The organism is Phycisphaerales bacterium, assembly GCA_040217175.1.
In the GTDB taxonomy this organism is placed as follows: domain Bacteria; phylum Planctomycetota; class Phycisphaerae; order Phycisphaerales; family UBA1924; genus JAHCJI01.
The window spans coordinates 1,510,064-1,524,281 of the sequence record JAVJNT010000002.1 but is presented as its reverse complement, the minus strand read 5'-3'; the positions used below and the strand labels follow the sequence as shown (position 1 = coordinate 1,524,281).

Below are 14,218 nucleotides of genomic sequence, written 5' to 3'. Positions count from 1 at the left end.
TCGGGCGGGGGCGTTTCGGCCGGTGTCCCGCCGGCGCGACACCGGCAACGGCCCCCAGGCCGAGATCCAAGGCAGGCTCGTTCTACGCGGCCGAGACGGGAGGACGGGTGGCGGTGACGGAAGCTCGGATGGCGGTGACGGAAGGACCGTCAGCGGTGACGGAAGGACGGTTAGCGGTGACGGAAGAACGGTTAGCTGTAACGGAAAGACCGTTAGCGTTAACGGAAGGACCGTCAGCGGTGACGGAAGGACGCGTGGCTGTGACGGAAGAACCGTTGGCTGTGACGGAACGACGGGTGGCTGTAACGGAAAGACCGTTAGCGTTAACGGAAGGACCGTCACCGGTGTTCTCGGGCGTGGATGGGCGGCGGAAGGCCGCGGGCGCGGCGCTGCGGGCGGTCGCAGGATGATCGGGGGGCGACTCATCGCGTCCCAAGGCCTTTATCCTTTCATCCGGCGCAATTGGGGAAAATAGTTGCGTCCGTGTTGATTGACTGTGGAGCATTGGTCGATATTGTTCTGACCCGACAGGGTTGACATTTCCCGGCTATCCGAGCGCGTACCTGCCATTCTGGCGGGTGGTGATGGCGTCGATCGGGTTTTGGCAAGCGCAACAGATTACCAACATTGCTGAGAATCGGCCCTCACGAGGCGTGAGGCTGGTCTTGTTGCATGGACGTGCCATGGCCCGGCTCGGCACGCGGCCTGCACGATGGGCTCGCACTCGCTGGCGACGCTGCCGGCGACCGCGGGCCGTAAGGACGGGGCCCGGGCGGGCCAAGGCGGTGGGCCTCTCCGTGGGGGCTTGGCGGCGGGGCTCGGTGGAACCGAACGTCCATGAGGCCCCCACGCCATGAAGATAAGCATCGAACGCCCCGATCCGGGCACCCTGAACGACATGCTCAACCGCATCGTCGAGCGCATCCAACTTACGGACACGCAGCACAATCGAGCCACCAAGGTCTACGAGAAGGTTGGCCGTTGGCTGGACGAGACCGATTCGGAACTCGAGCCCTACGAGCCTCGCATCTACCCCCAGGGGTCCATGCTGCTCCAAACAACGGTTCGACCGATGGGGGAGGACGGCGAGGCGGCCGAATACGACATCGATCTGGTGTGCCAGCTCAACGTCGATGCCGACGCCACGCACGCTAACACGCTCTACAACAGAATCCGCGATCGGCTTGTTCTGCACGACGAGTACGGCGATCTCGTCGAGGAGAAGGGCCGCTGCCTCCGTCTTGGTTTCGAAGACGACCGGATGCACCTGGACGTAATCCCGGCCGCCCCCGATGACCGGGCCCAGAGCGCGACGGGCATCCTGATCCCAGACAAGCGGACGTGGACGCAGCGCAAGCTGCCAAGGGACACGTATAAGGAGACCGATCCCACCGGATTTGCCGAGTGGTTCGACGCGCAATGCGTCGTACGCGAGGCCACTGGACGTTCGATGGCTCAGGCGTCCATGGACCCGGCACCGCACCGGGAGCCGGTGTACGCCAAAGCGCCGCTCCGCAAGATCGTCCAGCTCATTAAGCACAGACGCAACCAGGAGTTCCTCGGCGAGAAGGAGATGCCCTCGTCGATATTAATCACGACCATGGCCGCCCGCGCTTATAGGGGACAGGCCGACCTTGGTGTAGGACTGGTCGATGTGCTTGGCGCGATGGACCACGACATCAAGTCGGCGCACCCGCATCGCGTCGCCGTGCCCAATCCAACCAACGAAGACGAAGACTTCGCCGATGCTATGTCCGATGAGTGCTACGACCGATTCTCGCGGATGATCTCGGACATGCGCTGGGAGGTAGTCGATGCGGCAGGGTCGGGTACACAGCGCCTGAGCATCGAGCCCAAGCTCGCCAAGTTCGCCGGCCAGGGCGTGGTCGCCAAGGCGTACAACGACCTCATGAGTGAACTGAACGAGGCGCGAGACGATGGCCGGTTGGTTGTTGGCGGTGGTGGCGCGCTCTCGATCGGCTCGGGTGCCTCTGCAAGCGGGCACGGCCGGCGGGTTCGTGACAACACGTTCCACAGCAACGGATAGCTCGTGGGCAAGCCCCTGTCCATCTTTGAGCAGGCGCGCCTGCTCCGCGCGCGCTTTCCGGGCGACAAGGTCTGGACCGATCGTTCTGCGAAGGACCGAGTGCTCATTGCCGAATTGCGCCTGCGTCCGGCGGCCTGGTGCAGTTCATACATCGTGCGTGTCGGATACGCGTACGGCATCAGCCCATATGTACTCGTCGTCGACCCCGAGCCGGTCAAGTTCAAACACGGTGAGGTCACGCCACACCTCAACGAGAATGGCACGCTTTGCTTGTACGACCCCGATGGCGACGAATGGGGGCCGGATCGGTCGATCGCGGACACGACCGCGTCCTGGGCTTCGCTGTGGCTCCTCTACTACGAGGACTGGCTCATCACCGGCGACTGGAAGGGCGGCGGGCCGCCCATGCCGGATGAGGTCGTTCGACGGATCACCAAAGCTCATCTGGAGACCGGATCATGACCCAGAAGTTTCGCATCCTCAGCCTCAGCGGCGGCGGCATTCGCGGCGTGTACAGCGCCTCGTTCTTGGCAAAGCTGGAAGAGCTCACTGGAAAGCGGGTGGCAGATCACTTTGACTTGATTGTGGGCACGTCAACAGGCGGGCTGATCGCGTTGGGGCTGGGTCTAGGCCACTCGGCCGCCGACATCCGCGATTTCTACTTTCAACATGGCGAGAAGATCTTCTCCGGTCGCCGCTGGTATCAGAAGCTGGCCAACCCGCTCGGCTTCCGCCGACCGAAGCACCAGCAAGACGAGCTTCGAGAAGCGCTCAAAAAGCTCCTGGGCGAAGACGAACTCCTCAGGGAATCGACCAGCCGCCTGGTCATCAACGCCATGTATGCCGAGGCCAGCAACCCACGATGCTACAAGACACGGCACCACGCCGACTACACACGCGACTACCTGCTGCCCGCGTGGGACGTCGGGCTTGCGACCTCGGCTGCGCCGGTGTTCTTTCCGGCCCATCTGGCGATCGACGGCCGCTACCACCTTGATGGTGGGCTGTGGGCCAACTGCCCGATCGTTGTCGGCATTGCCGAAGCGGTGGGCAAGCTCAACCAACGCCCGCAAGACCTCGACATCCTCCAAGTCGGGACGTGCCACCAAGCGGTCACGGCCAGCCGGTGGGCGCTCAACGGTGGATGGCTTCCGTACCTTTTTCTCGGCCCATCACGGCTGCACGAGATCATCATGGAGGCGCAGCGAAGGGCGGCGATCAACACTGCGGGAATCATGCTCGGACCCGACGCGATCGTCGAGATCGACAAGCAGGTGGAGCGTGGCAGATTCGGGATGGACGACACCAGCGCTGCTTGCCTGCATGGCCTCCGCACACTTGGCGAGACCAAAGCTGAAGAACGCTGCGACGAAGTTGCCGCACGTTTCTTAAACGTCCCCGCCGAACCCCTCGGGGCGGTGCCAGCCAGCCTTGAGCCCGAGCCGGATGGCGCGTCGGAGATGCTGGCCCGATAAGAGAATTTTCACCACAATCCGTACAGACCGTAAAGCCGCCCCGCGAACCACTCGATGAACCCCCTGCGACGGGGACTCTCCCCGCCGCCCGCGCACACGCCGTGGGTTCCGCGTGATGGAAGGGATTCCGATGCCCGTGCAACCTCGCAAGAAGGTCGAAAACATCGAGTTCTTCGAGCAGCGCGCCCCCATCTGGGAGGCCAACGCTGCGACGCTCAACTTGACCACGGAAGAAACCGCCCAGCTCACGAGTCTGACCGGAACGGCGCGCACCCGGTACACCGAGGCCCAGCTCAAGGCCGAGCAGTCCAAGACCGCGACCGCCAACCAGGACATCGCCATCCAGGCCATGCGCGACCTGGGCGCCGACCTCATCAAGAAGATCCGCGTGGCGGCCGAGCAGACCGGCAACCCCGAGCTGTTCACCCTCGCCCAGATCCCCGAGCCCAAGGACCCGGCGTCGATCCCGCCGGTCGACGCCAGCGACGTGGCGTTCGACCTCCTCAACGACGGCAGCCTCGAGCTCACCTGGAAGGGCAGCGTCTCGACCGGCACCACCTACATCGTCCGCCGGGCCATCACCCCCACCGGCGGCAACCAGCAGGCCTACCAGGACATCGCCTTCGCCGACGGCAAGCGCTTCGTCGACAGCACCATCCCCGCCGGCACCGAACGGGCCAGCTACGTCGTCCGCGCCAAGAAGGGCGAGACCGTCACCCCCGGCACCGTGCCCATCACCGTGCGCTTCGCCATCGGCGGCAACGGCCAGCTCGAAGCGAAGGCGGCATGAAGTTTCGACTCGTCGCGGCGGAGCCCCGACGAGTCGAGGTAGAGAAGGCCGTAGGGCTGGTAGATTGAAGGATTAGTAGAGAGGGAAGGGCTGGCTTCGGTCGGCCCTTCCTTTCTTTAGTCGAACCGCAGCGCTTTCACGGGGTCCATCCATGCGGCTCTGGCCGCAGGTACGAGCGCGCCGACCACGCTGGCCACGATGCCGCCCGTCACGATCACCACGAACTTGAACCCATCCAGGTCCGTCGGGATCGTCGTGAAGTAGTAGACGTTGGGGTCCCACACCTGCACGCCAAGCGCCCTTCCGAGCCACTCGTGGATGGGGTTGATGTTCGTGACGACCAGCGCCGCGAGGCCCGCGCCCAGCGCGCTGCCCACGATGCCGATCGCCAGTCCGTAGCCCACCCAGACCGCGGCCACGCCCGTGCCCGAGGCGCCGATCGCGCGCAGCACGCCGATATCCCGCGTCTTCTCGCTCACCATCGCCCAGAAGATCGCCAGCACCAGGAACACGCTGGTCAGGCTCACCACGCCGAAGATGAAGAGGACCAGCGTCGTCTCCTTCTGCACGGCCCCGATGAACATCGCGTTGCGCTGCTCGTAGGTCTGGATCGCGATCGACCGGATGCTCGGGACCTCGCCCGGCCGTGCATCGGCAAACTCGCCGTACACCCGCTCGGCGGCCTCCTGCAGCTCGGCGGTCGTCACGCCCTCGGCCGCGCGCACGAGCACGTCGGTCGCCCGGGCCGGGCTCTCGCCCAGGATCGTCGGCCGCACCGGGCGCTCGACGCCGTCGGGGCCGACCTCGACCGCGAACGGGTTGCTCGCCGGATCGATCCGACGGGCGGCGCCCATCTGCAAGAGGTCCTGCAGCGCCTCGAGCGGCACGAGCGCGAAGGCCGAGTCGTACGCATAGTTGCCCGTCGCCAGCTCGTTGGCGATCGGAAACTCGATGGTCCGCAGGTCGAGCGCGCCCGCGCCGTCCTGGCCGAGCGGCAGCACGGTCAAGCGCACGGTCCGCTCGGGCAGGAACGACCGGTCGATGCGCACGCCCCCGCGCGGCAGCCGCTGCTCGGTGATGCGCGGCACGTAGAAGTTGCCCGGCACGATCCGCCAGTTCCAGCCCGTCGCCGCGATGCCCGTGACCATGGCCGGCTCGCCGCCTGGCGTCCGCAGCGTGCGCCCCTCGGCCAGCCAGCGCTCCAGGTCTCGCTCGTTCTGGGCCTCCATCCTGGGGTCGCGCAGCAGCGGGTCGCCGTTCTCGTCGAGCTCCACCGGCTCGTCGCCGCCCTCGATGGGCCGCCAGTACAGGCTCTGCTCGTACACCGTCGCGTCGGCGTAGCTCGCCGCCTCGACGCCCAGCAGCCGCACGCTCACGGGCCGATCGTCGGGCATGCCCAGGATCGCCAGCGTCTCGATCATGGGCGTGGCGTGCGCGATGGCGGGGTCGGCCTCGAGGCGGTCGACCAGGTCGTCGTAGTAGCCAAAGCCCACGTGCTCCCAGGTGATCCGCAGGTCGCCGTCGGTCTTGCGGCCCTCGTTGACCAGCATCGTGAGGAACCCGCCCATGACCGACCACACGATGAGCTCGGTCGCGACGCTCAGCGTGACCGCCAGCGCCGCCAGCAGGGGGATGGCCTTGGTCGTCAGGTACTTTCGGGCCAGCACGGCGGCGTACATGGGCCCAGTGTAGAGGGGCGCGACGGCCCGGTAACGCGTAACCGAGGCCGCCGATCGGGGGTATGGTGCCCCCATGAAGCCGCTGACACCACCGCCATGCCGACCCGGCCCGCTGCTGCGGGCCGCGCCGCTCGTGCTGCTGGCCGGGCTCGCCGCCTGCGCCACCCAGCAGCCCCACGCCACCGAAGCGCACCCGCCCCGCGCCAGCGAGCCGCCGCGCGCCATCCTCACCGAGACGCCCACGGCCTCCAGCATCGTCGCCGCCGAGCGAACCGGCGGCGTGCTCGCGGTCGATCGCTTCCGGATCGGCAGCACCGCGAGCGACCAGCCCATCTATATGTACCGCGTCAGCCAGGGCGAGGGCGACCCCGACGCCAAGCCCGGCCTGCTGATCGTCGCGGGCATCGACGGCCGGCACACCACCGGCCCGATGGTGGCCCGCGAGCTGGTCGGCGTGCTCGAGCGTGAGGCCGACCTCGCCCACGCGACGGCCTACGTCATCCCCCGCGTCAACCGCGACGCCCGCGACCGCGACGACCTGGGCACGGCTGCCCCCGGCGGCACCCGCACGCCCGAGGACGGCGACCGCGACGGCCGCATGGACGAGGACGGACCCGCCGACCTCAACGGCGACGGCCACAGCACCATGATGCGCCTCGACCGCGCGGTGCCCAAGTACGGCATCGAGCTCACCCACGTCGTCGACCCCGACAATCCCCGCCTGCTCCGCCGCGCCAACGCGAGCAAGGGCGAGGTCGCCACGCACGCGATGCTGCCCGAAGCCGCCGACCAGGACGGCGACGGCAGGATGGGCGAGGACGGCGTCGGCGGCGTCGACCTCAACAAGAACTTCCCGTTCCGCTGGCCCGAGTTCGGCAACGACAGCGGCCTCTACCCGCTCAGCGAGTCCGAGAGCAAGGCGCTGGCAACCTGGCTGCTCGGTAGGCCCAACGTCATGGCCGCCATCGTCTACGGCCCGCACGACACGATCATCAACGTGCCCGCCGCCAGCGGCAACGACCAGACCGGCCGCGTGCCCAAGGGGCTCGAGAGCGCCGACAAGGAGCTCATGGACCGCCTGAGCGGGATGTATAAGGAAGCAACCGGCCTCTCGCAGGCGAACAAGCTCGGCCTCGACGGCTCCTTCGCCGGCTGGTCGTACGCCCACCTCGGGCTGGTAACGATCGCCACCAACCCCTGGCAGCGACCCGAGCAGGCCAAGGACGAAGCCGAGGACGGCGAGGCCGACGCGCAAGCCGAAGAAGTGGCACCGGACGAGCCGCCGTTCGTCATGATCGGCGACTACAAGCTCGAGCTGACGCAGAGCGGCATCCAGGGCGCGATGGCCGAAGTCCAGTCCCTCAGCCCGGAAGAGCAGGCCGAGCGGATGGAAGCCTTCGAGGCCCTGCCCGCCGCGACGCGCGAGCGCATCATGACCATCGCCCAGGGCGCGCCCGACCCGATGGCCCAGGAAGCCCGGCCCGAGGCCAGACGCCCGGCCCGCCGCGCCCGAGGCGGTGGTGGCGGCGGCTCCGACGACGCCAAGTGGCTGGCCTACGCCGACGAGGTCGGCGGGGGCTACGTCGACTGGGAGCGCGTCGACCACCCGCAGCTCGGCAGCGTCGAGGTCGGCGGCTTCGTGCCCGGCTTCAAGCTCAACGCACCCGAAGACGCCGTCGAGGGCATCGTCGAGACCCAGGGCGAATTCGTGCAGCAGCTCATCGCCATGATGCCGCGCCTGGCCATCGACGACCCGGTCGTCGAGCAGGTCGGCGAGGGCGTGTGGCGCATCACGATGGAGATCCACAACGAGGGCGAGCTGCCCACCCGTACGGCGATGGGCGTGAAGGCTCGCCGCCTCGCACCGCTCGTACTCGCACTCGACGTGCCGCAGGACACGCTCCTGAGCGGCTCGACGATCAACCGCGCAAGCAGCATCGCGCCCGGCGGCACCATGCGGGCCGAGTGGCTCGTGCTTGCCAACGAGGGCGACACGCTGAACGCCCAGTTCCGCAGCGAAGAGTTCGGCTCGACCGACATCGAGATCGAGATCGCCCAGACGCAGCCGCAGGGAGGCAACCGATGAAGCAGTTCCCCAACCTCAAGACCGCTGCGATGCTCGCGGCGCTTGCGGCGGCACCGGCGCTCGCACAGACCCAGCAGTCGCCGTCCGCGGCCGAAGACGGCACACACCGCCACAACCCCAACTACACGCTCGATATCGCGTGGAACCGCTACTACGACTTCGAGCAGGTCGAGGACATCCTGCGGCGGATGGCCGAGGCGTATCCCGAATTCTTGGAGCTACGCAGCCTGGGCAAGAGCCTGCAGGGCCGCGACGTCTGGCTGGCCATCGTCAACAACCCGGCCACCGGCGACCACACCGACAAGCCCGCGATGTACATCGACGGCAACATCCACGGCAACGAGGTCCAGGCGGCCGAGACCGTGCTGTACTCGATGTGGAAGCTGCTCGAGAGCCAGGGCACGAACGAGCGTCTCACCGAGCTGCTCGAGAACTCCAGCTTCTACTTCGTTCCCGTGGCCAACCCCGACGGCCGTGCGTGGTGGTTCGACGAGCCAAACTCACCGAACTCCAGCCGCACCAACCAGCGTCCGGTCGACAACGACGGCGACGGCCTGATCGACGAGGACGGCTACGACGACCTCGACGGCGACGGCTCGATCACCCAGATGTGGCGTGAGCGCGTCGGCGGCGGCTGGCGCCGTGACCCGGACGACCCGCGCCGCTTTACCCGCGTGGGCCCTGATCAGCAGGGCGACTGGGAATACCTCGGCATGGAGGGCATCGACAACGACGGCGACGGCCGCATCAACGAGGACACCGTCTTCGCCGACGACATGAACCGCAACTGGCCGGGCGACTGGCAGCCGACGTACACGCAGCGAGGCGCCGGCCCCTACCCCTTCAGCGCGCCCGAGACCCACGGCATCGGCCGCTTCATCATCGACCATCCCAACATCGCCGCCGGCCAGAGCTACCACAATACCGGCGGCATGGTCCTCCGCGGCCCGGGCACGAGCTACCGCGCGAACCTCTACGACCGGACCGACTCGCGCGTCTACGACGCCATCGCCACCGATGGCGCACAGATGCTCCCCTACTACCGCGACTGGGTCATCTGGGAGGATCTTTATAACGTCCACGGCGGTCAGGTCACGTGGATGGCCGAGTCCCTGGGCATCGTCAGCTTCACCAACGAGCTGTGGATCAACGCCAAGCGCTTCCAGGGCGAGGCCGCCCGCGAAACCGAAGACCAGCAGTGGCTCTGGCGAGACCACGTCGTCTTCGGCAACGAGTTCACCGACTACACGGAAGTCGAGCATCCCGAGTTCGGCACCATCCTGGTCGGCGGCAGCAACCGCTGGGGCTCGCGGCAGACGCCGCCCTTCCTACTCGAAGAAGAGGCCCACCGCAACTTCGCCTTCACCATGTTCCACGCCCGGCAGATGCCGCTGCTGCGCTTCGGCCGCGTCGACATCGAGCAACGCTCACCCGGCCTCTGGCAGGTCGACGTCGCGGTGCGCAACGAGCGGCACATCCCCACCCGCCTGAGCCTCGCACGACGAAACAACATCGGGCAGAACGACCTCATGCTCTTCGAAGGACAAGGCGCCGAGGTCGTCGCCGCCGGCCAACTGCGAGACTTCAACGACCGCCAGATGCGTGAGGTCCGCTTCGAGCCGGAGCGCATCCAGCTCAACGAGGGCATCGGCGGCATGGACCAAGCCATCGTGCGCTACGTCGTCCGCGGCGATGAGGGCGCGACCTTTACGCTCCGCTATGAAGCCGAGAAGGCCAAGGACCTCGAGCGCATGTTCACGCTCGAAGCGACGAGCGAGCCCAGCCCCCGCCCGCTCGGCCGCTAATACCTGCCCGGCTCACACCCGTCCAAGATTCCTACCGCCTAGCCGAGCGCGTCAGCGCGCTCGGCTGGGCCGGGCTGCGCACTGCGACCGGTGATCAGCCGGGCGCCGCGGCTCCACGAGACGTAGAGCCATGACCACTCGATGAGTGCGATCAAGCGATTCCGGAATCCGATCAGGAACGCGACGTGGATGACCGACCACAACACCCACGCCACGAATCCGCCGAATCGCATCGGCCCGATTTCCGCCACCGCGTGTGCCCGACCGATCGTCGCCATCGAGCCCTTGTCGAAGTAGTGGAACGCCGGCCGCTCCTCGACCGACTTCCCCCCGACCTCACCGGCGATGAGCTTGCCCACGAAACGACCGGACTGCATCGCGCCCTGCGCCACGCCCGGCACCTGCTCGCCCAGCTTCGGATCTTCGTAGGCCATCAGGTCGCCCACGACGAACACGCTCCGATGCCCCGGCGCGGAAAGATCGGATTTGACTTCGACCCGCCCCGAATCGTCCTTCGGAACGTCGAGGCCATCGACCACCGACTCGGCCTTCAGCCCCGCCGCCCAGAGCACGCAGCGCGAATCGATCCGTCGAGCGTCGTCGCCCTGTCCGATGGTGACGCCCTTGTCATCGATCGTCGACGCCATCGTCCCCAGAACGACCTCGACGCCGAGCTGTTCGAGGCTCCGCTGCGCCCGTTCGGATGAATCCGGATGGAACGCCGGAAGCACGCGGTCGGCCCCCTCCACCAGCACGACCTTGGCCGCGGTCGTGTCGACGCGTCGAAAGTCCCGTGGGATCGACTGCGTGGCGATCTCGGCGATGGCGCCTGCAAGCTCCACGCCCGTCGGTCCGGCTCCGATGACCACGAACGTCAGCTCGGCCTGCCTTGCCGCCTCGTCGGCTTCCACCTCGGCCGCCTCAAACGCCAGGAGCACCCGCCGTCGCATCTCGAGGGCATCATCGATGGACTTCAGTCCCGGTGCGACGGCTTCCCACTCGTCGTGGCCGAAGTAGTTGTGCTGCATGCCGCATGCCAGTACGAGGTAGTCGTACGCCCGCTCGCGGCCGTCGATGGTGATGACCTTCGATTCGGCGTCGACCGACTCGACCTCGCCCATGACCACCGTGCAGTTGCGCTGCCGACGCATGATCCGACGGATGGGCGCCGCGATGTTCGCCGGCGAGAGCGCCGCCGTCGCGACCTGGTACAGCAACGGCTGGAACAGGTGGTGGTTGCGCCGATCGACGAGCACGACGTCGACGGGCGCTCGCTTGAGTGCCCGTGCGCACTCCAGTCCCGCGAAGCCGCCGCCCACGATCACGACCACCGGGCGTTGGTTGTCTTCAGGCATGCACGATCATAGCAAACGCCCGAAGCGCTCCAGCGTTGCGGCCGCCAGCGACCGGACCTCTGCATCGAACGAGTGGTCATCCCGCACGCTGCGGAGCGATTCCAGCATCCTCCGAGCCACCGGATGCCCGGCCCCGAGGCGCCGGATCTCGTTGCCAGCCGCGATCACGGCGTTGCGGTGCATCATGCCCAGCTTCGACCGCTTCATCGCGCTGCCGGCGAACGCGCGGCGCCGCGCGTCCTCGTCCCAACCGAGGACCTCGACCAAGTCGAACGACGACCGCGTGCCTTGGTACGCTTCGTTGGCTTCTCCGTTCTCCGTGTTCCGAGGCGAGTTGTGCGGGCACACGTCCTGGCACACGTCGCAACCGAAGATCCAGTTTCCGATGCCCTGCTGCAAGCCGGGATCGATCGGCTCACGACGCTCAATCGTCAAGTAGCTGATGCATCGGGAAGCATCAACGGCGTAGGGCGTGATCGCGTCCGTCGGGCACGCATCGATGCACCGCGTGCACGTACCGCAATGATCTGGCTCTTCCCGTTCATCGACGTCGAGCTCGAGCGTCGTCAGCACGCCACCCAGCAGCATCCAGCTTCCCATCCTCGGGTGGATTACCAGCGTGTGCTTTCCGATCCACCCGAGCCCGGCCGCCAAAGCCAGCTCACGCTCATGCACCGGCGCCGTATCGACGAACGCCCGCGTGCGCGACCCGGGCCAGCGCTCGGCCAGCTCATCGCACAGGGCGTGCAGACGCTTCTTGATGATCTTGTGGTAGTCGCGACCGCGCGCATACCGGGCGATGCGTCCGTGTCCGTCGGCAACGTCATCCGGCTGCTCATTTCGTGTCGCGTACAGGTCGGCGACCATGATCGCGCACGTCGCGCCCTCGAGCAGCCGCGATGGATCGGCCTTGAGGTCGGCATGCTCAGCGAGGTACGCCATGGAGCCGTGCCTGCCGTCGGCAAGCCACGCCCGCATCTCTGCCTCGTGCTTCATGCGCTGAACGGGTGCGATGCCAGCCAGCGCGAAACCCAGATCGCGGCAGTGCTGCAGCACAAGGCTCGTGCGTTCGCGGCGGTTCGTGGCGTCAGACCGCCCCGGCCGCCTGCCGCGCACCGGGCTTGCTGCCGGTCGCGCCCATCCAGCCGTAGATCGTGCGGATCGCCTCGGGCAGCACGTCGTCGGCCGGTGCGAGCGAGTCGTTCCAGGCACGATCCCACTCGTAGCAAAGCCAGCCATCGAAGTGGCCGTACGACCGCAGCGCCTTCACGAAGCCCTCGGCGTCGCTCTGACCACTGCCCAGCGGCACGCACCCGTCGCTGCCCACGTCCTTGAGCCGGGCAAACTTCATGCGGCGGCCGAGCGTGCGAACGGCCTTGGCGTAATCATCACCGGCCGCGTGCCCGACCGCGTTGTTGTAGCACGCGGCCATCTGCGGGCTGTCGACCATGTCGACGATCTCGCGCAGGTCGTCGGCCGTCCGGAAGCTGCCGCCGTTCTCGAGCACGACGGTCACGCCGCGGTGCCGAGCATGGTCGGCGATCGCGCCGAGGCGGTTCGCGATCAGCCGGACCGAGGTCGTCCGCTTCTCGCCCTCGGGCACCTCGAACCCGAACACACGCAAATACGGCGCGCCCACCATCGCGGCGTAGTCCACCATGCGGGTTGCATGCCGCGTCACGCGCTCCTGGTCGAACAGGAACGTCCGACCCACGACGTGCGGCCGGATCGGGTGATCGAGCGAAATCGACGTTGCCAACCCGCAGACGTCGACGCCGAGGTCGCCGAACGTGCTGGCAACCTTTCGAGCGCTGGTCATGAGCGGGTCGCAGACGAACGTGCGGGAGTCGTACCCGAAGGTCCGCAGGTCCACGCCATCGAACCCGAGCTCGGCCGCAGTGCGGGCCACGCGCTGCAGGGTCCACGTGGGGCAGGCAACCGTACTGAACGCCGTGCGAATCATGGAGCGGTCCTCGTGCCGGATCGCCGGCGGTCCTGGGGCAGACAGCTAGGGACAACACGTACGGCGTCGTCCCGATAAACACCTGGTGAACCGCACGCCGGCAAGGATCGTACGACCCACCCCAGCCCGGTCAACGACGATGCGGACCGAGGGACGGGGCGACTTCTTCCAGTTCTACGGGCGCACGGGCGAGCATTCGTCCGATGATCGGCCCCACCGATGGCCCAGCGGCAACCGGGAACGCAAGCTCGTTCAGCCGCGCCCCGCGACACGACTCCACCGATATGCGCTCGACCACCCGCAAGGACGCACTCGCCCGTATGAGCATGACTCAACGCACCACACGCACGACCAATGACGACCGCATCGCACTCCGCACGGTGCTCTTCGGTCTTCTTGCGCTCGGCGGCGCCTGCGTGCTCGGTGGTTGCTCGTCGAGTCCGCGTCCCGATGGCCCCCCGAAGGCCCGGGCGTACGCCCCCATGGTCTGGCAGGCCACGCCCCCGGCCCTGAACGAGCCGCGCGTCGCCCGCGACGGCCGCTGAGCAGATTCGCTCAGGTCGTCTCGGTCGGCAGCCCCGCCTCGGTCCAGCCCCGGTAGCCGCCGTCCATCGAGACGACGTTGCGATACCCCATCTTCTGCAGGTTGTCCGCCGCCAGGGCCGATCGGTAGCTCCCGCCGCAGTACAGCACGATCTTCGCGTCCGGGTCGGGCAGCTTCGCCTCGGCGTCACGCTCGATCACGCCCTTGCCGATGTGCCGGGCGCCGGGCAGCCGACCCTTCGCAAACTCGCTCTCTTCACGCACGTCGACCAGCTCGAACGCTTCGCCGTCGGCCCGCATGTTTTCGACGTCGCGGATGGTGCACTCCTCGATGCGGCTGCGAGCATCGTCCACGATCGCCAGAAACTTCGCCGAGTGCTTCATTGCGCTGCTCTCCTGGCGGGCCATCGCCGCCCGCGGGCGCGGCCGCGTCGCTTGCAGTGGGCGGCCCGCCCCAATACGCTACGGCGCGATG

Annotated in this window: 12 protein-coding genes; 7 read left to right on the top strand and 5 right to left on the bottom strand. The window is 67.4% G+C overall.

Annotated features, from left to right (window positions below; all coding sequences use genetic code 11):
• Window positions 1-853 precede the first annotated feature (853 nt).
• The 4 genes from RIA68_13725 to RIA68_13710 all read left to right on the top strand — a co-directional run bounded on the left by RIA68_13725 (window position 854) and on the right by RIA68_13710 (window position 4,312).
• A complete protein-coding gene (locus RIA68_13725; protein ID MEQ8318502.1) occupies window positions 854-2,047 on the top strand; it encodes a nucleotidyltransferase in 1,194 nt (397 codons plus the stop codon).
• Between the two features lie 3 nt (window positions 2,048-2,050).
• Complete coding sequence (locus RIA68_13720) at window positions 2,051-2,509, top strand: hypothetical protein (protein ID MEQ8318501.1); 459 nt, start codon at window positions 2,051-2,053, stop codon at window positions 2,507-2,509.
• On the top strand, window positions 2,506-3,522 hold the full coding sequence (locus tag RIA68_13715) for a CBASS cGAMP-activated phospholipase (protein ID MEQ8318500.1): 1,017 nt from the start codon (window positions 2,506-2,508) through the stop codon (window positions 3,520-3,522). The genes RIA68_13720 and RIA68_13715 overlap by 4 nt, the downstream gene beginning before the upstream one ends.
• A 130-nt stretch (window positions 3,523-3,652) precedes the next feature.
• Window positions 3,653-4,312, top strand: a complete 660-nt coding sequence (locus RIA68_13710; protein MEQ8318499.1) for a hypothetical protein — start codon at window positions 3,653-3,655, stop codon at window positions 4,310-4,312.
• Window positions 4,313-4,428: 116 nt separating this feature from the next.
• On the opposite strand, the gene RIA68_13705 is transcribed toward RIA68_13710, so the two are convergent.
• Complete coding sequence (locus RIA68_13705; GenBank protein MEQ8318498.1) at window positions 4,429-5,991, bottom strand: FtsX-like permease family protein; 1,563 nt, start codon at window positions 5,989-5,991, stop codon at window positions 4,429-4,431.
• A 73-nt stretch (window positions 5,992-6,064) separates the two neighbouring features.
• Here RIA68_13705 and RIA68_13700 point away from each other — a divergent pair, with 73 nt between their 5' ends.
• Both RIA68_13700 and RIA68_13695 read left to right on the top strand, forming a co-directional pair.
• Entirely contained in the window at window positions 6,065-8,077 is a 2,013-nt protein-coding gene (locus tag RIA68_13700) for a M14 family zinc carboxypeptidase (protein MEQ8318497.1), read from the top strand.
• Window positions 8,074-9,882, top strand: coding sequence for a M14 family metallopeptidase (locus RIA68_13695; protein ID MEQ8318496.1), 1,809 nt, complete (start codon window positions 8,074-8,076; stop codon window positions 9,880-9,882). Before RIA68_13700 ends, RIA68_13695 begins: the two co-directional genes overlap by 4 nt.
• A gap of 38 nt (window positions 9,883-9,920) precedes the next feature.
• On the opposite strand, the gene RIA68_13690 is transcribed toward RIA68_13695, so the two are convergent.
• The 3 genes from RIA68_13690 to RIA68_13680 are packed head-to-tail and all read right to left on the bottom strand — an operon-like array spanning window position 9,921 to window position 13,146.
• Complete coding sequence (locus tag RIA68_13690) at window positions 9,921-11,237, bottom strand: NAD(P)/FAD-dependent oxidoreductase (protein MEQ8318495.1); 1,317 nt, start codon at window positions 11,235-11,237, stop codon at window positions 9,921-9,923.
• A 6-nt stretch (window positions 11,238-11,243) separates the two neighbouring features.
• Window positions 11,244-12,293, bottom strand: coding sequence for a tRNA epoxyqueuosine(34) reductase QueG (gene queG / locus RIA68_13685; protein MEQ8318494.1), 1,050 nt, complete (start codon window positions 12,291-12,293; stop codon window positions 11,244-11,246).
• A 31-nt stretch (window positions 12,294-12,324) separates the two neighbouring features.
• Entirely contained in the window at window positions 12,325-13,146 is an 822-nt protein-coding gene (locus RIA68_13680; GenBank protein ID MEQ8318493.1) for a sugar phosphate isomerase/epimerase family protein, read from the bottom strand.
• A gap of 374 nt (window positions 13,147-13,520) precedes the next feature.
• Here RIA68_13680 and RIA68_13675 point away from each other — a divergent pair, with 374 nt between their 5' ends.
• The gene (locus tag RIA68_13675) at window positions 13,521-13,745 is read left to right on the top strand and encodes a hypothetical protein (GenBank protein MEQ8318492.1); all 225 of its coding nucleotides are present in this window, start codon (window positions 13,521-13,523) and stop codon (window positions 13,743-13,745) included.
• A 10-nt stretch (window positions 13,746-13,755) separates the two neighbouring features.
• Here the strand turns inward: RIA68_13675 and RIA68_13670 are convergent, their stop codons facing one another.
• Window positions 13,756-14,127 (bottom strand): rhodanese-like domain-containing protein, encoded by a 372-nt coding sequence (locus tag RIA68_13670; GenBank protein ID MEQ8318491.1) that lies wholly within the window; start codon window positions 14,125-14,127, stop codon window positions 13,756-13,758.
• Window positions 14,128-14,218 lie beyond the last annotated feature (91 nt).

What these genes read in the sequence shown, in the direction of transcription:
- RIA68_13715 (MEQ8318500.1), top strand. Translation starts at nt 2,506, where the DNA reads ATGACCCAGAAGTTTCGCATCCTCAGCCTCAGCGGCGGCGGCATTCGC.
- RIA68_13705 (MEQ8318498.1), bottom strand. Translation starts at nt 5,991, where the DNA reads ATGTACGCCGCCGTGCTGGCCCGAAAGTACCTGACGACCAAGGCCATC.
- RIA68_13690 (MEQ8318495.1), bottom strand. Translation starts at nt 11,237, where the DNA reads ATGCCTGAAGACAACCAACGCCCGGTGGTCGTGATCGTGGGCGGCGGC.
- RIA68_13695 (MEQ8318496.1), top strand. Translation starts at nt 8,074, where the DNA reads ATGAAGCAGTTCCCCAACCTCAAGACCGCTGCGATGCTCGCGGCGCTT.
- RIA68_13725 (MEQ8318502.1), top strand. Translation starts at nt 854, where the DNA reads ATGAAGATAAGCATCGAACGCCCCGATCCGGGCACCCTGAACGACATG.
- RIA68_13710 (MEQ8318499.1), top strand. Translation starts at nt 3,653, where the DNA reads ATGCCCGTGCAACCTCGCAAGAAGGTCGAAAACATCGAGTTCTTCGAG.
- RIA68_13675 (MEQ8318492.1), top strand. Translation starts at nt 13,521, where the DNA reads ATGAGCATGACTCAACGCACCACACGCACGACCAATGACGACCGCATC.
- RIA68_13670 (MEQ8318491.1), bottom strand. Translation starts at nt 14,127, where the DNA reads ATGAAGCACTCGGCGAAGTTTCTGGCGATCGTGGACGATGCTCGCAGC.
- RIA68_13700 (MEQ8318497.1), top strand. Translation starts at nt 6,065, where the DNA reads ATGAAGCCGCTGACACCACCGCCATGCCGACCCGGCCCGCTGCTGCGG.